Source organism: Nocardioides lentus, assembly GCF_039529515.1.
Classification (GTDB): domain Bacteria; phylum Actinomycetota; class Actinomycetes; order Propionibacteriales; family Nocardioidaceae; genus Nocardioides; species Nocardioides lentus.
Map to the genome: position 1 here is coordinate 289,957 of NZ_BAAAMY010000007.1, position 22,026 is coordinate 311,982.

Below are 22,026 nucleotides of genomic sequence, written 5' to 3' on the forward strand. Positions count from 1 at the left end.
CGCCGTACCCGCCGCACCCCGCCAGGAGAGCACCCATGGACTTCGCCCACGACGCCCGCACCACCGAGCTCATCGAGCGGCTCACCGACTTCATGGACACCCGCGTCCACCCGGCCGAGGCCACCTTCGCCGCGCAGGTCGCGGAGTCCGACGACCGGTGGGCCTGGAGCCGTGTGCCGGTGCTCAAGGAGCTGCAGGCCGAGGCGCGCGAGCGCGGCCTGTGGAACCTGTTCCTGCCGCCCAAGCACGACCCGGACGGCCGCGGCGCGGGCCTGACGAGCCTGCAGTACGCCCCCCTCGCCGAGATCACCGGCCGCGCGATCGGCCTCGCGCCCGCCGTGCTCAACTGCGCGGCGCCCGACACCGGCAACATGGAGACCCTCGCCATGTTCGGCTCCGAGGCCCAGAAGCAGCGGTGGCTCGAGCCCCTCCTGGCCGGGGAGATCAAGTCGGCGTTCGCGATGACCGAGCCCGACGTCGCGTCCTCCGACGCCACCAACATCGGCACCTCGATCACCCGCGACGGCGACGACTACGTCGTCAACGGCCGCAAGTGGTGGATCACCGGGGCGATGAACCCCGACTGCGAGATCTTCATCGTCATGGGCAAGACCGACCCGACCGCGGACCGGCACCGCCAACAGTCGATGATCCTCGTCCCCCGCGACACCCCCGGGCTGGAGGTGCTGCGCGGCATGGAGGTGTTCGGCTACGACGACCACGACCACGGCGGCCACGCCGAGCTGCGGCTCACCGACGTCCGGGTGCCCGCCGAGAACCTGATCGGCGGCGAGGGGGACGGCTTCGCGATCGCCCAGGGCCGCCTCGGACCCGGCCGGATCCACCACTGCATGCGCTCCATCGGCGTCGCCGAGCGCGCGATCGAGCTGATGTGCGTGCGGGCGCAGGAGCGGGTCGCCTTCGGCAAGCCGCTCTCGGAGCAGGGCGTGATCCGCGAGTGGATCGCCGAGGCCCGTGTCGCCGTCGACCAGCTGCGGCTGCTGACCCTGCACACCGCCTGGCGCATGGACACCGCCGGCAACCGCGCCGCGCACGGCGACATCCAGGCCATCAAGATCGCCACCCCCGTCGCCGTGCAGACCATCCTCGACCGCGCCATGCAGGTCTACGGCGGCGGCGGGCTGTCACAGGACTTCCCCCTCGCCGCGGCGTACGCCGGGATCCGGACGCTGCGCTTCGCCGACGGCCCCGACGAGGTCCACAAGTCCGCCCTCGGCAAGGCCGAGGTCCGCAAGCACACGGCCTGACCCGACCCCGGGCCCCTGCGTCGGGACAGTCCCCGACGTTCCGACCACCCCTCGGGTAGTCCCCGACGTTCCGACCACCCCGGGTAGTCCCTGACGTCCCGACCGCCGGAAGCGCTCCACGACGGTCAGGACGTCAGGGACCACCCCGCCTGCCGCGGAGCGACGGTCACCACGTCGGGGACTACCCCGCCGACCGCACCCGCCGACCGCACCCGCCGATCTCACCCACCGACCTCAGGCGCGACGCGTCTCGAGCACGCGGAAGCCCTTGGCGCTGGCCAGCCGCGCGGTGGGCCACCCCTGCTCGGTGAGCCAGCGCTGCAGCGAGTCGGCGCCGAGGTTCTTGCCGACCACCATCACCGCCCGGCCCCCGGGGGCGAGACGGGGCAGCCACCTGAGCAGCAGCTCGTGGAGGGCGGCCTTGCCCACCCGGATCGGCGGGTTCGACCAGATCTCGTCGTACGTCGTCGCCGGGTCGACGTCGTCGGGCAGCAGCGCGTCCACCCGGTCGGCCAGGCCGAGCGCCGCGGCGTTCTCGCGGGTCAGCAGCAGCGCCCGCTCGTTGACGTCGACGCACGTGACCCGCGCGTCGGGCACCGCCGCGGCGATCGCGAGGCCGACGACGCCCCACCCGCAGCCGAGGTCGAGCACCCGCCCCGCGTCGGACGGCGGTGAGGTCTCGCGGAACAGGATCGCCGTGCCGACGTCGAGCCGGCCGCGCGCGAAGACCCCGCTGCCCGTGACCAGGTCCAGGTCGCGGCCCCACACGCTCGCCGTCACCGGTTCACGCCTGAACGCCACCGCAGGGTCGGCGGTGAAGTAGTGCTCGCCCGGCTCGTCGCTCGTGCTCACAGGGTCCGCACCGTCCTCGTCTCGCGCTGGCGGGCCGCCAGGTCCTCGTCGGCCGGGTAGCCGACCTCCTCGAGGGTCAGCCCGTGGGCGGGCGCCACGGTCACCGCGGGGTCGCGCACGCCGGCGCCGAGGACCGTCGCGGGCCAGCCGGTGTCGCGGCGCCCCTCGCCCACCGCCAGCAGGCAGCCGGTCAGCGCCCGCACCATGGAGTGGCAGAAGGCGTCGGCGCGCACCGTGCCGACCGCGAGCCCGTCGCGCCTCTCCCAGCGCAGGTCGAGCAGGGTGCGGATCGTCGTGGCGCCCTCGCGCCGCTTGCAGAACGCCGCGAAGTCGTGCTCCCCGAGCAGCCCCCGGGCCGCGGCGTCCATCGCCCCGACGTCGAGCGGACGCGGCCACGCCAGCACGTGGCCGCGCGTGAGCGGGTCGACGGCCGCGGGGTCGTCGACCACCCGGTAGACGTAGCGACGCCACAGCGCGGCGAAGCGGGCGTCGAAGCCGTCGGGCGCCACACCCACGCGGTGGACCCGGACGTCGGGGTCGAGCAGCCCGTTGAGCCGGCGGCGCAGCGCGTCGACGGGCGCGTCGGCGGCCCGGCCCGCGGCGGCCTCCAGGAGCCCGTCTGGCAGGTCGAGGTGGGCGACCTGACCGCGCGCGTGCACCCCGGTGTCGGTGCGACCGGCGCACGTCACCGCGACGTCGTCGTGCCGCAGCACGGTCGCGAGCGCCGCCTCCAGGGCGCCCTGGACGGTGCGCAGGCCGGGCTGCGCGGCCCAGCCGTGGAAGCCGGCGCCGTCGTAGGCGAGGTCGAGACGGATCCGCACGCCGGGCATCCTCCCAGCCCCGGACCGGGCGCTGGGCCTCAGCCCGGTCGGCGCGCGAGCACGTAGAGCCGCTCGGTGGTCTCCCGCCGGGCGGCGAGCGGGCCCCGCCGGTACCACTCGACGTCCACCAGGCCGGCCGCCTCGACCAGCGCGACCGCCTCGGCGGGCTCGTGCTGCACGAAGCCCAGGTCGACCTCCGCGTCGTACCAGGTCCCGGCGCGCCGGACCCCGCTGCCGGCGTGCAGCGCGAGCACGAGCCAGCCGCCGGGCGCGAGGGGCCGCACCAGCGCGGCGAGGGCGTCGGGCAGCTCCGAGGGCGCGAGGTGGACCAGCGAGTACCAGGCCAGGACGGCGCCCCAGCCGTCCGCCGAGGTCGGGCGCATCAGGCGGCGCAGGTCCCCGACCTCGTAGTGCCCGTCCGGGTGGCGCTCGCGGGCCACGGCGACCATGGCCGGGGAGGCGTCGACGCCGTGCGCCTCCACGCCGTGGTCGGCGAGGAAGGCCGTGACGTGGCCGGGCCCGGAGCCCGCCTCGACCACGGGCCGCTCCCCCGCCAGCCAGGCCGCCCGTCCGAGCAGCCAGCGCTCCAGGGGGAGGTCGTCGAGCTCGTCGCCGAGGGCGTCGGCGTAGGCGCCCGCCACCGCGTCGTACGACGCCCGCACCGCCGCGTCGCGCGCCTGCGGCCCGTCGGCGAGCACCTGCTCGCGGTCGGTCCCGGCGGGCGGCCCGGTCTCGGCCGCGGCCTCCTCGGGCCCACCGAGCAGGTGGCGCCACCGGTGGTCCTGCTCGCGCGGGCGCCGGGGCAGCTGCTCGACCAGCGGCGCCTGCGCGGCGGCCATCGCGGCGAGGCACGCCTCGACCGACTCCCGGTCCGGGAAGGCGTGCAGGCGCTCGGTGCGCGAGCGCAGGGCGCCCGGCGGCTGCGCGCCGCGCAGCAGCAGCACCGTGAGCAGGGCCCGGGCGTCCTCGGCGAGGTCGAGGACGACGGAGAGCCGCTGCACGTACTTGAGGGTCCGCGGCCCGCGGTCCGCCCACGTGACGCCGACGAGCCCACGGTCCTTGAGACCGGCGAGGACGGCCTGCAGCTCGGCGTCCTCGTACGCCGTGACCGGCTCGCGGCTCGAGGCCTGGTTGCACGCCGAGCGGAGCCCGGCGAGCGTCATCGGGTAGCTGCCGGGAACCGTCACCTCCTTCTCCAGGAGGCTGCCGAGCACGCGCTGCTCGGCGGGGGTCAGCTCGGGGAGCGCCCCGGGCGCGGAGGGGTGGTCGCTGGCCTCGGACACGGCGGCGAGCCTACGGCTCGCGGCGCTCCAGCGCCGCCCGGACGGCAGGCACGACGGTGTCGAGGTCGTCGTCGGCCTCGAGGACCACGACGCGGGTGCGTCCCGTCCCGGGCCGGTGGGGGCCGAGCACCGCCAGCACGTCGGCGAGCGCCCGGTCGAGGGCGCCGACCGGCTCCGGCTCCTCCTCGCGCAGCCAGCGCCGCAGCACGTGGTTGTGGGCGGTGACGACGGCGGCGGCGAGCACCTCGGCCCGCACCTCCCCGGTCTCGCCGTCGCCGACCCGGCCGCGGAAGAACTCGCGGAACACGCGCTGGTAGGCCTGGAGGCCGGCGACCTCGCGCTGCCGCAGCGCGGGGACGGTCCGCGTCAGCCGGTAGCGCGCCCGGGCCCGCTCGCCCTCGTCCAGGTAGTGGGCGAGCACGAGGTGCGCGGCCTCCGAGGCGGCGGTCGCCACCGTCGCGGGGGCCGCGGTCGCCGGGGCGGCCTCGAGCCGGGCGGTGACGCGCGCGAGCACCGCGTCGTGGTCGGGCAGGACCGCGTCGTCCTTGGAGCGGAACGCCCGGAAGAACGTGGTCCGGCCGACGCCGGCCCGCTCCGCGACGGCGTCGACCGTCGTCGCGTCGTAGCCGCGCTCGTCGAACAGGGCGTACGCCGCGGCGACCAGGCGCTCGCGCGTGGACTCCGACATGGGTACTGCGTACCATCCAAGGAGTACTCCGTACCACCGACCCGCCCCGGGAGCCCCTCATGAGCGACTTCGACCAGTTCCGCCTCTCCGACGACCACCAGGAGCTCAAGGCCGCGGTCCGCGACCTCGCCGAGGACAAGATCGCCCCCTGGGCCGCCGCGGTGGACGAGGAGTCCCGCTACCCGCAGGAGGCGCACGACGCCCTCGTGGCCTCGGACTTCCACGCCCCCCACGTCGACGAGGCGTACGACGGGGTCGGCGCCGACGCGCTGGCCGTCTGCCTGGTCATCGAGGAGGTCGCCCGGGTCTGCGCGTCGTCGTCGCTGATCCCCGCGGTCAACAAGCTCGGCTCGATGCCGGTGATCATCGCCGGCGGCGACGACGTCAAGCAGCGGTACCTGCCCCGCCTCGCGGCGGGCGAGGGCTTCTCCTACGGCCTCTCCGAGCGCGAGGCCGGCTCCGACACCGCCTCGATGAGGTGCCGCGCGGTGCGCGACGGCGACGACTGGGTGCTCTCGGGGCAGAAGTCCTGGATCACCAACGCCGGCGTCTCGGAGTTCTACACCGTCCTCGCCGTGACCGACCCCGACGGCGCCCGCGGGCGCAACGTCAGCGCGTTCGTGGTCGAGAAGGGCGACGAGGGCTTCACCTTCGGCGAGAAGGAGCGCAAGCTCGGCATCAAGGGCTCCCCCACCCGCGAGCTGCACTTCGACAAGGTCCGCCTGCCCGGCGACCGCATCGTCGGCGAGCCCGGCACCGGCCTGCAGACCGCGTTGAAGACCCTCGACCACACGCGCGTCACCATCGGCGCCCAGGCCGTCGGCATCGCCCAGGGCGCCCTCGACTTCGCCACCTCGTACGTGAAGGAGCGGGAGCAGTTCGGCCAGGCCGTCGCCCAGTTCCAGGGCGTGCAGTTCATGCTCGCCGACATGGCGATGAAGCTCGAGGCCGCCCGTCAGATGGTGTACGTCGCCGCCGCCAAGTCCGAGCGCGACGACCCGGACCTGTCCTTCTTCGGGGCGGCGGCGAAGTGCTTCGCCTCCGACGTCGCGATGGAGGTCACCACCGACGCCGTGCAGCTGCTCGGCGGGTCCGGCTACACCCGGGACTACCCGGTCGAGCGGATGATGCGCGACGCGAAGATCACCCAGATCTACGAGGGCACCAACCAGGTGCAGCGCGTCGTCATGGCACGCCAGCTCCTGAAGCGCTGAGCCCGGGCGGGGACGGGAAGTCGCGGAGAACCCTCCGCCGACGGCGTAACGACCCCGAGCCCTCGCGGCAGGAACCCTGCGACGGCCGCCGCCGTCGGCCCTCCTCCCCCCCCGGCTGGTCCGACGGCGGACGGTCGTCCCCCGTCCACCCGAGAGGAGCCGGCCGTGCCGCGACGTCCCGAGCTGCGCCTGGAGGTCCCCGACGTCGAGGCCCCCCGGGGCTTCGCGGAGCGGCTCGCCGCCCTCGCCGAGCACAGCTCCCCGTCGCCGACCCCGGTGGGGCGCGCCGCGACGGCCGTGGCCGGGGTGCTGGGTGCGCTGACGCTCACCGCCGGCGCCGCGTGGGCGACCGGGGCCGTCACCGTGCCCGGGCTGCCGACGCCCGACGTGATCCGCCCCTCGCCCACCGGCCCGGTGACTCCCGGCAGCAGCACCGGTGACGGGACCGGCCCCGGTGACCCCGGGACCTCGACGCCCACCGGGCCGAGCACCGGGCCGAGCACGGGGCCCGACGGCGACCCCCGGCCCGACGACGGCCGTGGCCCCGGCGGCAACGGGTCCTCCGCCACGGGTCCGGCCGCGGGGGACGACACCGAGGGCGACGGCGGCGACGGCGGCGACACCGGCCGCGACACCGGCACCGCGGGTCCCGGGGACCGCTCGGGCGGCGCGGCCCCGTCCCGACCGACGACGCCCGCGGGGCGGCCGCGCGCCTCCGACCTGCCCACGACGCCGGCCTCGCCGCCCGCCAGCGCGCGTCCGACCTCGCCCCCGGGCCTCGACCGGCGGCCCGACGACCGTGGCGCCGACCGTGGCGCCGACCGTGGGGGCGACCGGGCCCGCGGTCAGGACCGGGGGCGGTCCGCCGGTGCGGGCCGCGGGTCGGACGAGGGCCCCGCCGCCGCTCCGGGACGCGGATGAGCGACGACGACCTCGTCGCCGCCGCGAAGGGCGGCGACCCCGACGCCTGGCGCGCCCTGCACTCCGCCCATGCCGGCCGCCTCGTGGCGTGGCTGTCGACCCGACCCACCGGCGACGCGATGGCCGCGCCCGAGGACGTGGCCAACGAGGCCTGGCTGGTCGCCGCGGCCAAGATCGCCGACTTCTCCGGGTCCTCGTCCGACTTCGCGGGCTGGCTGTTCGGCATCGCCCGCAAGCTGGGCGCCGGCAACCGTCGACGCTCCGAGCGACGTCGCACCGAGCCCGGCGACCTGGAGGCCCACCACCTCCAGGCCGCGGACCACGCCCTCGTCCTCGAGGGCGCGGACTGGGTGCGCGACGCGCTGTCGACGCTCCCACCGCGGGAGCGGGACGCGGTCGGCCTCGTCGACGGGCTCGGGTTCGACAACGCCGCCGCGGCCCGGGCACTGGGCGTGAGCGCGGTCGCGGTCCGCGTCGCCCGGCACCGGGGGCTGCGTCGACTGCGCGAGCACCTGGGCGAGCGTCCGGGGGATCCGGCCGCCCCCGCCGAGCAGATCCGTCCGCCCCGGGCCCCGTCGGCCGGGTGACGTCCACCGCTCCCCCGGGCACACCGCGCCCGGGCGCAGGGGCGGGACGCGGTCGGCGGGCACAGCGCACCTCGTGGGGCGGGAGGGTCCCCCGAGGGGGCTTCACCCTCCTCCTGCCCCGAGCCGCCGCGGGCGTTACACGGTCGGCGGACCGTCCGGGGTCGGCTACTCCGGCAGCGGCCGGTCGGGCAGCGGACCCAGGCCGGCGAGCGCGTCCAGGTACGGCGTGACGTCGCCGCGCACGGTCATCGCGCGCACCTGCTCCGCGGTGCGGCGGGACGTCAGTGCGCGGAACAGCTCGAAGCCGTCCGCGGACAGCACCACCGCGGCGTCGTTCTCGGAGCCACGCGTGACGTGGTGCCAGGGCTCGACGTCGTCGTCGCGGTGCTCGACCATCAGCAGGGGCGGCAGGGCCTCCGCAGCCGTGGAGAACCGGGCGGCCATGCGGTCGCGGATCGTGCGGAGCCCGGTCGTGTCCCGGGCGCCCGGCTCCCCCAGGGCGCCGCGCAGGTCCTGCTCGTGGATCACGACGTCGTTGAGCGGCCGGGTCCCGTGCTCGCCCATCCACGCCACGAGCCGCTCCGCGGAACCGGCCCACTCGGCGAGCAGGTCCGCGACGTCCGCGTCGCGTCGCGCGTCGACCTGGGCCTGCGTCCACGCCTCGTTGTGGTCGTCCGGCTCGTCGCCGCCCACCACGTCCGCGGCCACGCCCACGACGTGGGCGAGCAGGTCCTTGACGCTCCAGTCCGGGCAGGCCGGCACCGGCGTCGAGGCCCGGTCGGGCGACAGGCCGGTCGTCAGTCCCACGACCCTGGCGTGGGCCTCACGCCACTGCTGCACCTCGTCGCGGGTCGCCTCGTCCGTGTCGCTCACACGGGGAGGGTAGCCAGCACCCCGCGAGCCCGCCGTACCCGTCTCAGCCGCGCTCGGCGACGCGCAGCGCTCCCCCGACCCGCTGCAGCCGCGCGACGTGCAGCATCCGGGCGTGGGTGCCCCCGGGCCCGACGCGCCCCGGGTCCCACGCCGCGTACGCGAGACGCAGCCGGCCCTCGCGGTCGGTGAAGGCGTCCGCCCCCCCGGGGCCCTTGACGGCCCCGTCCGAGGCCAGCAGCGGGCGGGCGTGGGTGCGGTCGACGCACGGTCCGAGCGGGCCCGCGCACTCGGCGTACCCGGTCGCGTAGTCCGCGGAGTACCAGTCGTGGGCGGAGTAGAAGAGGTAGGTCCGGCCCCCGTGACGCACCATCGAGGGGTTCTCGATGACGCCGCCCTTCCACGTGCCGCGCACGAGCGGGAGCAGCTCCACCGGCCGCGAGCCCGCCTTGAGCCGCAGGCCGTCGGCGGACAGCCGCTGGACCATGAGCTTCGGCTCGGAGCGGTCCACGACGCCCTCCTGCTTCCACAGCAGGTACGCCGTGCCGTCCGGCGTGACGTGCAGGTCGGGGTCGATCACGCCGCGCGGGGAGGGCGGGTAGCAGACGGTCGGCTCCCGCGAGACCGGCACGTACGGCCCGGCGGCGCGGTCGGCCACCGCGAGCCCGATGCAGCTGCGACGCGGCCGGCGGGGCGTCTCGAGCGTCTGGGCGGCGGAGTACGCCGCGACGAAGCGGCCCTTCACCCGCGCCACCGACGGCGCCCACTGGCTGAACTGGGGCTTGGACGTGGTCGCGATGGACGCCGCCCACGCGGGTCGGCCCGGGAGGGCGTCGTTGTAGCCGCGCCAGTCGGTCCACCGGCGGTAGTCGGTGAGCGGCGCCCGCGGCCGCCACGTGCGCAGGTCGGTGGAGCTCATCAGGGGCAGGTTGAGGCCGTCGTGGTTGGTGGCCACGGCGTAGAAGCGACCGCCGACCCGCATGACGGCGGGGTCGGCGAACATCCCCGTGTAGGGCTCGCCGGCGTAGAAGCGCTCGGTGTTGGTGCGCGGCACGTCGCTGGCGGCGCCCGCGCCGGAGGGCGCCAGGGCGCCGAGCAGCGTCAGGACGAGCGTCAGGAGGAGGGTCGCGGGCAGCGTCGCGCGCCGGCCCGGCGCTCGTCGGCGGGGAGGGATCACGGGGCGGTCCTGGCTCTCGGGGGCGGCGGGCGACGCACCGGGGGAAGCGGTCGGGCGCCGGGCCAGGCTAGGTCACCCCGCCGCCGGCCGACAGCGGTTCACCCGATCGGGTCCGGACCGCGACCGGGTGCGGCGGGCCGCGAGGTCGGCCCGCCCGCCAGCTCGGCGGCGTACGGCGGGTCCGCGCCGGGGCGGGACACCGTCACCGCCGCCGCGGCCGCGGCGCGGGTCAGCACGTCCGCCCGCGCGCTGTGGTCGAGGGCGAGGACGGCCTCGCGGGCCCCGGGCCCGACGGCACCACGGGACCACAGGGCGTCGACGACGGCGGCGCAGAAGGTGTCGCCCGCGCCGATCGTGTCGGCGACCACGACCCGCGGGACCGCCACGGAGGTCTCCCCGTCGGCGGCGACCCACGTCGCACCGTCGGCCCCGCGCGTCAGGACGACGACCGCCGGGCCGAGCCCGAGCACGTGACGGGCGCCGGCCGTCACGTCACGGTCGGGGTAGAGGTGGGCGAGGTCCTCGTCGGAGGCCTTGACGACGTCGGAGAGGGCCGCGAGCGCCTCGACGCGGGCGACGACGTCCGCCCCGGTGCCGGTGACGACCGCGCGCACGTTGACGTCGTAGGAGACCAGGACCTGGGGCGCCAGCGCCCGCACCAGCGCCAGGACGTCGGCGGCGCCGGGCTCGAGCACGGCGCCCAGCGAGCACGCGTGCACGGCGACGGTCCCGGGACCCGCCTCCACGGGGCCCAGGCGCCAGTCCAGGTCGAACTCGTAGGTCGCGGACCCGTCGGGCGCGAGCGTGACGACGGCCGAGGAGGTGTGGTCCACCACCGCCCCGGGCTCCGCGGCGAGCCCCACGGCGTCACGGGCCAGGTGGTCGGCCAGCAGCCGACCCAGGCGGTCGTCGGCGAAGCAGGTCGCGAACCGGACCGGCCGGCCCAGGCGTGCCAGCGCGACCGCGACGTTGGCGGCGCTGCCGCCCGGGTGGTCCGTGGTGGTGCCGTCGTCGGCGCGGACGACGTCGACCAGCGCCTCGCCGACGACCAGCACCGTGGGGACGGCGGTCGCGGCATCGGGGTGGCTCATGGGTGGTTTCTACCGCACGGCCCCCGGCTAGCGTGACGGCGTGGACGCCCCCGTGGACCTGCCCGTCGCCGACCCCGACGACCCCCGACCGCCGTACGAGCAGCTGCGAGCGGCGATCGCGGCCCGCGCCGCCGACGGGCGGCTGGCGCCCGGCACGCGGATGCCCACCGTCCGCGGCCTCGCGGCCGACCAGGGTCTCGCCGTCAACACCGTCGCGCGGGTCTACCGCGAGCTCGAGGCGGACGGCGTCGTCGTGACCGAGGGCCGTCGCGGCACCTTCGTCGCGCGGAGCAGCGGCGGGATCGACCTGGCGGCGGCGGTGGCCGCCTACGTCGCGGCCGCCCGGCGCGCCGGGGTCGGGGCCGACGAGGCCGCCGCGCTCGTCGCCCGCACCTGGAACGACCCCGAGGCGACCCGCTGACGTGACACCCCGGGAATGACGTCGACCCGCCGTCCGGGGGGACGACGGGTCGGCGACGAAGCGCTGGGGGTCAGCTCTTCTTGTCGTCCTCGCTCGCGGGGGCGGCGTCCTCCGCGGCGGCCTGCGTCGCGGGGTCGTCGGTCCCGGCCGCGGGCTCGGCCTCCGCGGAGGCCTCCTCCACGACCGCGTCCGTGCCGGACTCCCCGCCGGTGGCGTCCTGCGCGGTGGGGGCCTCGCCGGCCTCCTCCTCGCGGGCGGACTCGTCGACCAGGGTCGGCTCGTCCGTGGTGGCCACGGGGGCGGGGGCGGTGTCGTCGCTGCTGCTCACGGTCGTCTCCTTGCTGGTGCCGCTGGACGGCGTGTAGGCGTCGGTGACGATCTCGATCACGGCCATCGGCGCGTTGTCGCCCTTGCGGGGGCCGAGCTTCGTGATGCGGGTGTAGCCGCCCGGACGGTCGGCCAGCATCGGCGCGATCTCCGTGAAGAGGCGGTGCTGCGGGTACTTGTTGACCACGTGCACCCCCTCGGCCTCGGCGGCGCGGTCGACGCTCGGGAAGAGCTCGCGCAGGACCAGGCGACGGTTGTGCAGGTCGCCCTTGCGGGCCTTCGTGATCAGCTTCTCGGCGTAGGGCCGCAGCACCCGCGCCTTCTTCTCGGTGGTGGTGATCTTGCCGTGCTCGAACAGCGAGGTCGCGAGGTTGCGCAGGATCAGCCGCTGGTGGGCGGGGCTGCCACCGAGACGGGGGCCCTTGGTGGGCTTCGGCATGGTTCTTCTCCAACTCCTCCGGCCGTTCCAGGTACCGGGGTAGTCGGCCGCTCCCGGGTGGGAGCGACCTCAGTGGGTGACGTGCGGTGGGCGGGTGGTGCTCAGTACTGCTCGTCCTCGACGTAGGCGTCGTCGTTGTCGTCGTCGCCGTACGCCGCGAGGGCGGCGGTCGGGTCGAAGCCGGGCGCGCTGTCCTTGAGGGACAGGCCCATCTCGACCAGCTTGGCCTTGACCTCGTCGATGGACTTCGCACCGAAGTTGCGGATGTCCAGCAGGTCCTGCTCGGACCGGCTGATCAGCTCGCCGACGGTGTGGATGCCCTCGCGCTTGAGGCAGTTGTAGGACCGGACGGTGAGCTGCAGGTCCTCGACCGGCAGCGCCAGGTCGGCGGCCAGCTGCTCGTCGACCGGCGAGGGACCGATGTCGATGCCCTCGGCCTCGACGTTGAGCTCCCGGGCCAGCCCGAACAGCTCGACGAGGGTCTTGCCGGCCGAGGCGATCGCGTCGCGGGGGCGGATCGACGGCTTGGTCTCGACGTCGATGACGAGACGGTCGAAGTCGGTGCGCTGCTCGACACGGGTGGCCTCGACCTTGTAGGTCACCTTCATGACGGGGCTGTAGATCGAGTCGACCGGCATGCGCCCGATCTCGTTGTCGGCGCCCTTGTTCTGCACGGCGGAGACGTAGCCGCGACCGCGCTCGACGACCAGCTCCATCTCGAGCTGGCCCTTGTCGGACAGCGTCGCGAGGACCAGGTCGGGGTTGTGCACCTCGACGCCGGCCGGCGGCGCGATGTCGGCGCCGGTGACCTCGCCCGCGCCGGACTTGCGCAGGTACATGGTGACGGGCTCGTCGTGCTCGGAGGAGACGACCAGCGACTTGAGGTTCAGGATCACCTCGGTCACGTCCTCCTTGACGCCCTCGATGGTCGAGAACTCGTGGAGCACGTTGTCGATCTTGATGCTGGTGACCGACGCGCCGGGGATGGACGACAGCAGCGTCCGGCGCAGGGAGTTGCCGAGGGTGTAGCCGAAGCCGGGCTCGAGGGGCTCGATGACGAACCGCGAGCGGAAGTCGTCGACGACGTCCTCGGAGAGGGTGGGGCGCTGTGCGATGAGCACTGGTTCTGTCCTTTCCGGGCCCACCCACTATTTGACGGGCCCGAACTGCGTGGCGGCGGAGGCGAGGCGTGGCTGCGGTGGGTGGCGGTGCAGCCGTGGTGACGCCGCCGGCCCCCGGGTCGCGGGGGCCGGCGGGCGGGGATCACTTCTTGGAGTAGAACTCCACGATCAGCTGCTCCTGGACCGGCACGTCGATCTGCGCGCGCACCGGGAGCTGGTGCACGAGGATCCGCATGCGGTCGGGCAGCGCCTGGAGCCAGGCCGGGACGACGCGCTCGCCGTGGGTCTCACGAGCCACGATGAACGGCGTGGTCTCGAGCGACTTCTGCTTGACGTCGATGATGTCGTACTGGCTGACCTGGTACGACGGGATGTTGACCTTCTTGCCGTTCACCAGGAAGTGGCCGTGGTTGACCAGCTGGCGCGCGTGGCGACGCGTGCGGGCGAAGCCGGCGCGGTACACGACGTTGTCCAGGCGGCACTCCAGCAGCTGGAGCAGGTTGTCACCGGTCTTGCCGGTGCGCCGCGAGGCCTCCGCGTAGTAGTTGAAGAACTGGCGCTCCAGGATGCCGTACGAGATGCGGGCCTTCTGCTTCTCGCGCAGCTGCAGGAGGTACTCGCTCTCCTTGATGCGACCGCGGCCGTGCTGGCCGGGCGCGTAGGGGCGTCGCTCGAACGCGGCGTCGCCTCCCACCAGGTCGACGCCGAGTCGGCGCGACTTCTTGGTCATGGGGCCGGTGTAGCGGGCCATGTCTCAGGTGCTCCTCGGGGTGCTGGGGTCGACGGGGCTCAGACGCGGCGCCGCTTGGGCGGCCGGCATCCGTTGTGGGGCGTGGGCGTGACGTCCTGGATGGTGCCGACCTCGAGGCCGATCGCACCCAGCGACCGGATCGCCGTCTCGCGGCCCGAACCCGGGCCCTTCACGAAGACGTCGATCTTCTTCATCCCGTGCTCCATCGCCCGACGGCCCGCCGCCTCGGCGGTCATCTGCGCGGCGAACGGCGTGGACTTGCGGGAGCCCTTGAAGCCGACGGTGCCGGCGGAGGCCCACGCGATCACCGCCCCGGTGGGGTCGGTGATGGTGACGATCGTGTTGTTGAACGTGCTCTTGATGTGAGCCTCGCCCTGGACGACGTTCTTCTTCTCCTTGCGGCGCACCTTCTTGGCGCCGGCCGCGCTGCGGCTCTTGGGTGGCATGCGTTCGCTCCTGTGCTGGGTGGTGGTCGGTCAGGTGCTGCGACGTCGTCCCGCGCCGGTGGCGGGGACGACGGAGGTCACCTGGCCTTCTTCTTGCCGGCGACGGCGCGCTTGGGGCCCTTGCGGGTGCGCGCGTTGGTCTTGGTCCGCTGGCCACGCACGGGCAGGCCCTGGCGGTGGCGGCGGCCCTGGTAGCTGCCGATCTCGATCTTGCGACGGATGTCGGCCTGCACCTCGCGGCGCAGGTCACCCTCGATCTTGAAGTTCGCTTCGATCTCGTCGCGCAGCTTGACCAGCTCGTCGTCGCCCAGCTGGTGGACCCGGGTGTCCGGGTCCACGCCGGTCGCGGCGAGCAGCTGACGGGAGCGGGTACGGCCGATGCCGTAGATGTAGGTGAGAGCGATCTCCACGCGCTTCTCGCGCGGGAGGTCGACTCCAACGAGGCGTGCCATGTGCTGGCGGTGTCCCTTCGGGTCTCACAGGGGTGTCGAGGCGTGTCGCGTCCCGCGGTCGTGCTGCGGGCTCCGGCCCCTGCTCCGGAGGTGGGTGGCCCGGGGCTGCCCCGGGTCAGCGATCACGTCGTGCGATGGAGTTGTGCTGCGGTGGTGCGGGAGCTGCTGATCGGCTGCGTTCAGCCCTGGCGCTGCTTGTGCCGGGGGTTGTCGCAGATGATCATGACGCGGCCGTGGCGGCGGACCACCTGGCACTTGTCGCAGATCTTCTTGACGCTGGGCTTGACCTTCACGGCGGAGGGTCCTCTCGGGATCGGCTGGTCGGTGGAGCAGCAGGGCGCTCTGGCGGCCCTACTTGTAGCGGTAGACGATCCGCCCGCGGGACAGGTCGTACGGCGAGAGCTCCACCACCACGCGGTCCTCGGGGAGGATCCGGATGTAGTGCTGCCGCATCTTGCCGCTGATGTGCGAGAGGACCTTGTGACCGTTGCTCAGCTCGACGCGGAACATCGCGTTCGGCAGGGCCTCGATCACGGTGCCCTCGATCTCGATCACGCCTTCTTTCTTCGGCATGTCCTCGCTTGTCTCGACTCGTCGGATGGGGTGCTGGTCTACCGTTGGCCCGCAGAACCTCCCCGCCTCCCGTCACCGGGTGGCGACGCTGAGGCGGACGGACCTCGTGGAACGGCCACGTGACTCCCGATCCCGCACGAGGCGGGCAGCCGCTGGGCGCCACGAGACAGGCCCACGTGGGGCCAAGGAATCACTCTAGGTCACGGGGGCCCACGACCGGTAATCCGCAGCGGCCCGCGCCGGGCCGGCGGGTGCGCCTCACGCGGCGAGCAGTCGCAGGGTCTCCTCGCGGGCGGGCGAGCGGTCGGCCTCGGTGCCCGTGAAGGCCCCGCCGACCGGGTGCACCATGACCTCGTCGACCTCGTACCGGGTCGCGAGCTCCACCAGGCGCCGGCGCGCGCTCACGGGGTCGCCGATCACCCAGCGCTCGGCCATCGCCTCGAGCATCTCGCGGTGCGGGGCGGGCAGCTCGACCTTCTCCGCCTCCTCCACCAGCAGCTGCGGCTCCAGCGGCCCGCCCGTGCGCAGCGACAGCATCGCGAGCAGCTGGGGCAGCGCGGTGCGGCGCGCCTCGTCGGCGTCGGGGGCGACCGCGACGTTGACGGTGAGGAACGTCCGCGGCTCGGCCAGCTCGGGGCTGGGACGGAACTGCGAGCGGTAGAGCTCGAGGGCCTCCGCGGTCCCCTGGCCCGCGAAGTGGTGCGCGAAGACGTAGGGCATCCCGTTGCGGGCGGCCAGCCGCGCGGAGAAGTCCGAGGACCCCAGCAGCCAGACGTCCGGGACCGACGTCGCCCGCGGCGTGGCCCGGAGCGCGTGGGTGGACCCACCGGCCCGGATGCCCACGCCCTCGGGCGCCATCATCGCGAGCACGTTGTCGACGTGGTCGGCGAAGCGCTGCGCCGCGTCCTCCTCGACCCCTCCCCCGCCGTGCCGGAGGGCCCAGCTCGTCACCGGGTCGCTGCCGGGCGCGCGACCGAGCCCCAGGTCGATGCGACCGGGGTACGCCGCCTCGAGCAGGGCGAACTGCTCGGCCACGACCAGGGGCGCGTGGTTGGGCAGCATGACGCCGCCGGAGCCCACCCGGATCCGCGTCGTCGCGGCGGCCAGCATCGAGATCAGCACCGGCGGGTTCGTGGCCGCCACGGCCGGCATGTTGTGGTGCTCGGCCACCCAGAACCGGCGGTAGCCGGCCTCGTCCGCGGTGCGGGCGAGCGTGCGTGCCGCCGCGACGGCGTCCGGGCTGGTCTGGTCGCTGCGCACGGGCACCAGGTCGAGCACGGAGAGGGCGGGCATCACGTCGGTCGTGGTCACGTCAGTCATCACCCGGCACAACGACGCGCGGGGGGCTGCTGTTCCCTCAGCGGTCGGGGGCGGTCGCGCTGCGGCGCGTGAGCACGAAGGCGACGACCACGGTGGCCGCGCACAGCACCCCGAGCATCAGCATGTCCCCCAGGTACTGGCCCGCCGTGGAGGAGTACAGCGGGTCGGGCACGGCGCCCGGCTGCTGCTCGAGCGGCCCGTGGATGTCGACCGAGGAGGCGGCGGCGGCGTACGCCCAGCGCGCGGGGGCCAGCCAGGCGAACTGCTCGAGGAACGGCCGGTCGTCGACGTCGAACAACGCCCCGGACAGCACCAGCTGCACCATCACCAGACCGACGAGGATGGGCATCGTCTGCTCCGAGCTCGTCACCGCGGCCGAGCACGCCAGCCCGGTGACGGCCATGGTGAAGGCCAGGGCGCCGATCGCGAGGGTGAGCTCGACGGTGCCCAGCCCGAGCACCCCGCCGTCGTCGGGGCCCGGCAGTCCGACCGTGCCGATGACGGTCACCACCACGCCCTGTCCGAAGCAGGCGACGCCGAGCACGAGGATCTTGGAGGCGAGGTAGACGCCGGGTGAGAGCCCCACGGCGTACTCCCGCTTGAAGATGGCCCGCTCCTTGATCTGCTCGCGGATCGTCACCGCGACCCCCATCAGCGCGGCCGCGACCACGAGGATCGTGAGCCGCTGCCGGGCCTCGCCCATGCTGAGGCCCGCCTCGGCCATCGACATCCCGGCGTCGCCCTGCACGAGGCGGCTGAGCCCGCCGAGCACCAGGGGCATCAGGAGCAGCATCGCGAGCAGCAGCCGGTCGGCGAGGAGCAGCGACAGGTTGCGCCGGACCAGGGTCCCGAGCTGGCGGGTGAGCGACTGCGGGGGCGGCGGGGTGACCGCGCTGTTGGCGCCGGCGGCCGACGCGTGGCCGCCCGGCGGTCCCGGCGGCGGCGGGATCCGCTGCCACAGGTCGGGCTCGTCGAGGAGGTCGAAGACCTCGGGGTAGGTCGCGCACCGGAAGTGCGCCAGGACGCCGGACGGGGGTCCGAAGTAGGCGACGCGACCGCCCGGCGCCAGGACCACGACGTTGTCGCACGTGTCGAGGGCGAGCACGGAGTGCGTGACCACGACGACGACGCGCCCCTCGTCGGACAGGTCGCGCAGCTGGAGCATCACGTCGCGGTCGAGGCCGGGGTCGAGCCCCGAGGTGGGCTCGTCGAGGAAGAGCAGGGGAGGCGCGGTGAGCAGCTCGGTGGCGATGGAGACGCGCTTCTTCTGCCCCCCGGAGAGCTGCGTGCCGATGCGGTTGTCCACCTGCCGCTGCAGCTGCATGCGGGCGACGACGCCGTCGACCCGCCACGTGAGCTCCTCGGGCGAGGTGTCGGGCGGCAGCCGGAGGCGGGCGGCGTAGGTGAGGCCCTGCCGGACGGTGAGCTGCGGGTGCTGGATGTCCTGCTGCGGCACCAGGCCGATCTGGAACCGCATCTGGTCGTAGTGGGTGTAGAGGTCGTGGCCCTGCCAGACGACGTTGCCGTGGGAGGCGGGGTTGAGCCCGGTCAGGGCGCCGAGCAGCGTGGACTTGCCGGCGCCCGAGGGGCCGATCACCCCGGTGAGCGTGGCGGGCTCCAGCTGGAACGAGATCTGGTCGATGAGCCGCTTGCCGCCCTTGACGACGTGGGTCAGGCCCTCGACCCCGAGCGTGAGGTCGCTGCGCCCGGCGCGCGAGACGAGCTGGTAGCCGTCCCACACGAACGTCTGGTTGCCGACGGCCACCTCGTCGCCGCCGCGCAGCCCGACCGCGCCGGTGATGCGGGCGCCGTTGACGTGGGTGCCGTTGAAGCTGCCGAGGTCGCGCAGGACGGGCTGGACGGGGCCGAGCTCGAGCGACGCGTGCTGGCGCGAGACCAGCGGGTCGTCGATGAACACGTCGCTGCTGCGGCTGCGGCCGATGGTGAGCACCGCCGGACCGGCCGGGCGCGCGTCCGGCAGCACCGTGTGGCCGTGGGCCACGAGCCCGGGCGGCGCGACGACCGGTCGTCCGGGGTCCCCCCCGGGCCGACCCCGGTGGCCCTCCCCGTACGCCGGGGCACCCTGCGGCGGGAGGCCCTGCGGCGGGAGGCCCTGCGGCGGGGGGCCCTGCCACGGTGGCGGCGCCCCGTACGGCGGGGTCGCCGGGTGGGGCGGGGCCTGCGGGCTGCCCCACGCGGGGGTCGGCGGCAGCGCGCCGGGCGCCCCGCCCGACGGACCGCCCGGCGGGCCTGCCGGCGGCGCGACGGGCGAGGGTGCGACCCCGGCGCCCAGGGCCTGGACCTCGACGAGGGGGCCCTCGCGCCCGCCCAGCCGCACGGGCACCGGGTGCCCGTCGAGGCGCAGGTGGCTGATGCGCTGGCCGTCGACCCAGGTGCCGTTGGTGCTCCCGAGGTCGACCAGGAACCATCCCTCGCCGGACCGACGGAGCTCCGCGTGGCGACGCGACACGTCGTCGTGGGCGACGACGACCTCGCAGCGTCCGTCGCGGCCGATGGTCACCGACGGGCCTCCGAGCACGGCACTGCCGCCCGGGTGGGTCACCCGGACGGACGGCCCGCCGGCGCCGGCCGGTGGGCCCGCGTGCTGCTGATCGGTCATCGAGTGTGTCCCCCCTGGTCCGCCTCGGAGGTCACGCTAGACCACGGGCGCCGCCCGCGGGCCCGGTCGCTACACCGCGTCCCGACTGAGGGTGACGCCGCGCCGCGACAGCGCGTCGCGGCCACCGTCCGCGGCCGTGAGCACCCAGGGCCCCGACTCCGTGAGCGCGACCGTGTGCTCGCTGTGGGCGGCGCGCGTGCCGTCGGCGCTGCGGACGGTCCAGCCGTCCTCGTCCAGGTCGGTGTCCGGCTCCCCGAGGGTCAGCATCGGCTCGACGGCGATCACCATCCCGACCTCGAGGCGGACGCCCCGGCCGGGTCGGCCCACGTTGGGGACGTCGGGGGGCTGGTGGAGCGCGGTCCCGATGCCGTGGCCGGTATAGTCCGCCACGATCCCCGTCAGGCCGGCGGCGCGGGCATGGCTCTCCACGGCGTGGGAGACGTCACCGACGCGCGCGCCGGGGCGGGCCGCGACGATCCCGGCCCACATCGCCTCCTCGGTCACCCGCACGAGGTGCTGCTCGGCGGCCGACACGTCGCCGACCGCCACGGTGAGGGCGGAGTCGCCGTGCCAGCCGTCGACGATCGCCCCGCAGTCGAGCGAGACGAGGTCACCCTCGCGGACCACGGTGTCGTCCGGGATGCCGTGGACCACCACGTCGTTGACGGAGGTGCACAGCGTGCCGGGGAAGCCCTGGTAGCCGAGGAACGACGGGGTCGCGCCCGCGTCGCGGATCACCGTCTCGGCGAGCCGGTCGAGCTGGGCCGTCGTCACCCCGGGCACGACGGCGTCCCGCAGCGCCGCCAGCGCGTCGGCCACGACGAGCCCGGCGACCCGCATCGCACGGACCTGCTCGGGGGTCTTGAGCTCGATCCCCCGCAGCCGCCGCAGCAGCGGCGCGACCACGACCGGTCTCAGGCGACGCCGTCGAGGGCCGTGCGCACGCGCGCGGACACCTCGTCGACCTCACCCATGCCGTCGACGGTGACGAGCAGGCCCCGCTCGGCGTAGACCTCGATGAGGGGCGCCGTCTGCTCGGCGTAGACGTCCTGGCGGTGCCGGACGACCTCCTCGGTGTCGTCGGAGCGCCCGTCGGACTCCGCCCGCTTCACCAGACGCTCGACGAGCTCCTCGGGGTCGACGGTGAGCACGAGGACGGCGTCGAGGGCGACGTCGTTCTCCTTGAGCATCCCGTCGAGCTCGTCGACCTGCGCGAGCGTGCGCGGGTAGCCGTCGAGCAGGAAGCCGTCCGCGCAGTCGTCGGCGGCGAGCCGGTCGCGCACCATGCTGTTGGTGACGCTGTCCGGGACGTAGTCGCCGGCGTCCATGTAGCGCTGCGCCTCGACGCCCAACGGCGTCCCCTCGCGCACGTTGGCGCGGAAGATGTCGCCGGTGGCGATGGCGGGCACGCCGTAGGTCTCCGCGATGCGGGTCGACTGGGTGCCCTTGCCGGCCCCGGGGGGGCCCATGATGATCAGACGCATCAGCGGAGGAATCCTTCGTAGTTCCGTTGCTGCAGGTGGCTCTCGATCTTCTTCACCGTGTCCAGGGCGACGCCGACCATGATCAGGATGGACGTGCCGCCGAACGGGAAGTTCTGGTTGGCGTTGATGAGCGCCAGCGCGACCAGCGGGATCAGCGCGATCACACCCAGGTAGAGAGCACCCGGCAGCGTGATCCGGGAGAGGACGTAGGAGAGGTAGTCCTGCGTCGGCTTGCCCGCCCGGATCCCGGGGATGAAGCCGCCGTACTTCTTCATGTTGTCCGCCACCTCTTCAGGGTTGAAGGTGATCGAGACGTAGAAGTAGGTGAAGAAGATGATCATGGCGAAGTACACCGCCATGTAGAGCGGGTGGTCGCCGCTGACGAAGTAGCGGTTCAGCCACGACACCCAGCCCGAGGTGCTGTTGGCGTTGAACTGCACCGCCAGCCCCGGGAGGTAGAGCAGCGAGGAGGCGAAGATGACCGGGATGATGCCCGCCTGGTTGACCTTCAGCGGGATGTAGGTCGAGCTGCCGCCGAACATCTTCCGCCCGACCATCCGCCGGGCGTACTGCACCGGGATCCGGCGCTGGGCCTGCTCGATGAAGATCACGGCCGCGACGAGCACGAGCCCGATGGCCATGACGATGACGAAGGTGACCCAGCCCTCCTGCGCCTGGACCTGCCAGAGCGCCGAGGGGAAGGTGGCAACGACCTGCGTGAAGATCAGGATCGACATGCCGTTGCCGACGCCACGGTCGGTGATCAGCTCGCCGAGCCACATGATCACGGCGGTGCCGGCGGTCATCGTGACCACGATGACGAGGAACGACGCGATGCTGTCCTCGGCGTGCAGCAGGGGCAGGTCGCACTGCAGCAGCTGGCGCGAGCGCGCGAGCGCGACGATGCCGGTGGCCTGCAGGACCGCGAGGGCGAGCGTGAGGTAGCGGGTGTACTGGGTGATCTTCGTCTGACCGGACTGGCCCTCCTTCTTGAGGGCCTCCAGCCGTGGGATCACCACCACCAGCAGCTGCAGGATGATGCTCGCCGTGATGTACGGCATGATCCCCAGCGCGAAGATGGTGAGCTGGAAGAGCGCACCACCGCTGAACAGGTTGATCAGGTTGAAGACGCTGGAGTCCTCCTGCAGCGAGATGCACTGCTGCACGTTCGCGACGTCGACCCCGGGGGCGGGCACCTGGGAGCCCAGCCGGAAGACGGCGACGATGAACAGGACGAACAGCAGCTTGCGCCGCAGGTCCGGCGTGCGGAATGCGTTGGCGAACGCGCTGAGCACGGGTT

Annotated in this window: 24 protein-coding genes; 5 read left to right on the forward strand and 19 right to left on the reverse strand. The window is 74.3% G+C overall.

The window, feature by feature from the left end; translation table 11 throughout:
* Positions 1 to 35 precede the first annotated feature (35 nt).
* Positions 36 to 1,268, forward strand: a complete 1,233-nt coding sequence (locus tag ABD158_RS15715; RefSeq protein WP_344008521.1) for an acyl-CoA dehydrogenase family protein — start codon at positions 36 to 38, stop codon at positions 1,266 to 1,268.
* Between the two features lie 234 nt (positions 1,269 to 1,502).
* On the opposite strand, the gene ABD158_RS15720 is transcribed toward ABD158_RS15715, so the two are convergent.
* Genes ABD158_RS15720 through ABD158_RS15735 form a run of 4 tightly spaced genes read right to left on the reverse strand, consistent with a single transcriptional unit; the run spans position 1,503 to position 4,912 of the window.
* Positions 1,503 to 2,120 (reverse strand): class I SAM-dependent methyltransferase, encoded by a 618-nt coding sequence (locus tag ABD158_RS15720; protein WP_344008523.1) that lies wholly within the window; start codon positions 2,118 to 2,120, stop codon positions 1,503 to 1,505.
* Complete coding sequence (gene truA, locus ABD158_RS15725; RefSeq protein WP_344008525.1) at positions 2,117 to 2,941, reverse strand: tRNA pseudouridine(38-40) synthase TruA; 825 nt, start codon at positions 2,939 to 2,941, stop codon at positions 2,117 to 2,119. The genes ABD158_RS15720 and truA overlap by 4 nt, the downstream gene beginning before the upstream one ends.
* Positions 2,942 to 2,979: 38 nt before the next feature.
* On the reverse strand, positions 2,980 to 4,224 hold the full coding sequence (locus tag ABD158_RS15730) for a DUF480 domain-containing protein (protein WP_344008526.1): 1,245 nt from the start codon (positions 4,222 to 4,224) through the stop codon (positions 2,980 to 2,982).
* Between the two features lie 10 nt (positions 4,225 to 4,234).
* Positions 4,235 to 4,912, reverse strand: coding sequence for a TetR/AcrR family transcriptional regulator (locus tag ABD158_RS15735; protein WP_344008527.1), 678 nt, complete (start codon positions 4,910 to 4,912; stop codon positions 4,235 to 4,237).
* Between the two features lie 59 nt (positions 4,913 to 4,971).
* Between ABD158_RS15735 and ABD158_RS15740 the strand changes: the two genes are divergently transcribed.
* The 3 genes from ABD158_RS15740 (at position 4,972) to ABD158_RS15750 (ending at position 7,634) form a co-directional block, all read left to right on the forward strand.
* The gene (locus tag ABD158_RS15740; protein ID WP_344008528.1) at positions 4,972 to 6,126 is read left to right on the forward strand and encodes an acyl-CoA dehydrogenase family protein; all 1,155 of its coding nucleotides are present in this window, start codon (positions 4,972 to 4,974) and stop codon (positions 6,124 to 6,126) included.
* A gap of 165 nt (positions 6,127 to 6,291) precedes the next feature.
* A complete protein-coding gene (locus tag ABD158_RS15745) occupies positions 6,292 to 7,047 on the forward strand; it encodes a hypothetical protein (protein WP_344008530.1) in 756 nt (251 codons plus the stop codon).
* Positions 7,044 to 7,634, forward strand: coding sequence for an RNA polymerase sigma factor (locus ABD158_RS15750; RefSeq protein WP_344008531.1), 591 nt, complete (start codon positions 7,044 to 7,046; stop codon positions 7,632 to 7,634). Before ABD158_RS15745 ends, ABD158_RS15750 begins: the two co-directional genes overlap by 4 nt.
* Before the next feature lie 165 nt (positions 7,635 to 7,799).
* On the opposite strand, the gene ABD158_RS15755 is transcribed toward ABD158_RS15750, so the two are convergent.
* The 3 genes from ABD158_RS15755 to ABD158_RS15765 form a co-directional block, all read right to left on the reverse strand.
* A complete protein-coding gene (locus ABD158_RS15755) occupies positions 7,800 to 8,507 on the reverse strand; it encodes a maleylpyruvate isomerase family mycothiol-dependent enzyme (protein WP_344008532.1) in 708 nt (235 codons plus the stop codon).
* Between the two features lie 43 nt (positions 8,508 to 8,550).
* The gene (locus ABD158_RS15760) at positions 8,551 to 9,681 is read right to left on the reverse strand and encodes a glycoside hydrolase family 43 protein (RefSeq protein ID WP_344008533.1); all 1,131 of its coding nucleotides are present in this window, start codon (positions 9,679 to 9,681) and stop codon (positions 8,551 to 8,553) included.
* Positions 9,682 to 9,779: 98 nt separating this feature from the next.
* Positions 9,780 to 10,772, reverse strand: coding sequence for a PfkB family carbohydrate kinase (locus tag ABD158_RS15765; RefSeq protein ID WP_344008534.1), 993 nt, complete (start codon positions 10,770 to 10,772; stop codon positions 9,780 to 9,782).
* Between the two features lie 40 nt (positions 10,773 to 10,812).
* On the opposite strand from ABD158_RS15765, the gene ABD158_RS15770 reads away from it, so the two are divergent.
* Positions 10,813 to 11,193, forward strand: a complete 381-nt coding sequence (locus tag ABD158_RS15770; protein WP_344008535.1) for a GntR family transcriptional regulator — start codon at positions 10,813 to 10,815, stop codon at positions 11,191 to 11,193.
* A 70-nt stretch (positions 11,194 to 11,263) separates the two neighbouring features.
* Here the strand turns inward: ABD158_RS15770 and rplQ are convergent, their stop codons facing one another.
* The 12 genes from rplQ to secY all read right to left on the reverse strand — a co-directional run bounded on the left by rplQ (position 11,264) and on the right by secY (position 22,021).
* Complete coding sequence (rplQ, locus tag ABD158_RS15775; protein ID WP_344008536.1) at positions 11,264 to 11,959, reverse strand: 50S ribosomal protein L17; 696 nt, start codon at positions 11,957 to 11,959, stop codon at positions 11,264 to 11,266.
* A 101-nt stretch (positions 11,960 to 12,060) separates the two neighbouring features.
* Positions 12,061 to 13,080, reverse strand: a complete 1,020-nt coding sequence (locus tag ABD158_RS15780; RefSeq protein ID WP_344008537.1) for a DNA-directed RNA polymerase subunit alpha — start codon at positions 13,078 to 13,080, stop codon at positions 12,061 to 12,063.
* A gap of 142 nt (positions 13,081 to 13,222) precedes the next feature.
* The gene (gene rpsD, locus ABD158_RS15785; protein ID WP_344008538.1) at positions 13,223 to 13,831 is read right to left on the reverse strand and encodes a 30S ribosomal protein S4; all 609 of its coding nucleotides are present in this window, start codon (positions 13,829 to 13,831) and stop codon (positions 13,223 to 13,225) included.
* Between the two features lie 38 nt (positions 13,832 to 13,869).
* Complete coding sequence (gene rpsK, locus ABD158_RS15790) at positions 13,870 to 14,277, reverse strand: 30S ribosomal protein S11 (protein ID WP_344008539.1); 408 nt, start codon at positions 14,275 to 14,277, stop codon at positions 13,870 to 13,872.
* 77 nt (positions 14,278 to 14,354) lie between these two features.
* Complete coding sequence (rpsM, locus tag ABD158_RS15795; protein ID WP_344008541.1) at positions 14,355 to 14,729, reverse strand: 30S ribosomal protein S13; 375 nt, start codon at positions 14,727 to 14,729, stop codon at positions 14,355 to 14,357.
* Between the two features lie 179 nt (positions 14,730 to 14,908).
* Entirely contained in the window at positions 14,909 to 15,022 is a 114-nt protein-coding gene (gene rpmJ, locus ABD158_RS15800; protein ID WP_299050523.1) for a 50S ribosomal protein L36, read from the reverse strand.
* A gap of 58 nt (positions 15,023 to 15,080) precedes the next feature.
* The gene (gene infA / locus ABD158_RS15805) at positions 15,081 to 15,302 is read right to left on the reverse strand and encodes a translation initiation factor IF-1 (RefSeq protein WP_240239214.1); all 222 of its coding nucleotides are present in this window, start codon (positions 15,300 to 15,302) and stop codon (positions 15,081 to 15,083) included.
* A 258-nt stretch (positions 15,303 to 15,560) separates the two neighbouring features.
* Positions 15,561 to 16,613, reverse strand: coding sequence for an LLM class flavin-dependent oxidoreductase (locus ABD158_RS15810; protein WP_344008542.1), 1,053 nt, complete (start codon positions 16,611 to 16,613; stop codon positions 15,561 to 15,563).
* 46 nt (positions 16,614 to 16,659) lie between these two features.
* A complete protein-coding gene (locus tag ABD158_RS15815) occupies positions 16,660 to 19,242 on the reverse strand; it encodes an FHA domain-containing protein (RefSeq protein WP_344008543.1) in 2,583 nt (860 codons plus the stop codon).
* A gap of 69 nt (positions 19,243 to 19,311) precedes the next feature.
* Positions 19,312 to 20,148 (reverse strand): type I methionyl aminopeptidase, encoded by an 837-nt coding sequence (gene map, locus ABD158_RS15820; protein WP_344008544.1) that lies wholly within the window; start codon positions 20,146 to 20,148, stop codon positions 19,312 to 19,314.
* An 8-nt stretch (positions 20,149 to 20,156) separates the two neighbouring features.
* Positions 20,157 to 20,726, reverse strand: coding sequence for an adenylate kinase (locus ABD158_RS15825; protein ID WP_344008545.1), 570 nt, complete (start codon positions 20,724 to 20,726; stop codon positions 20,157 to 20,159).
* Positions 20,726 to 22,021: a preprotein translocase subunit SecY gene (gene secY / locus ABD158_RS15830; protein ID WP_344008546.1), complete on the reverse strand. Its 1,296-nt coding sequence runs from the start codon at positions 22,019 to 22,021 to the stop codon at positions 20,726 to 20,728. Before secY ends, ABD158_RS15825 begins: the two co-directional genes overlap by 1 nt.
* Positions 22,022 to 22,026: the final 5 nt, after the last annotated feature.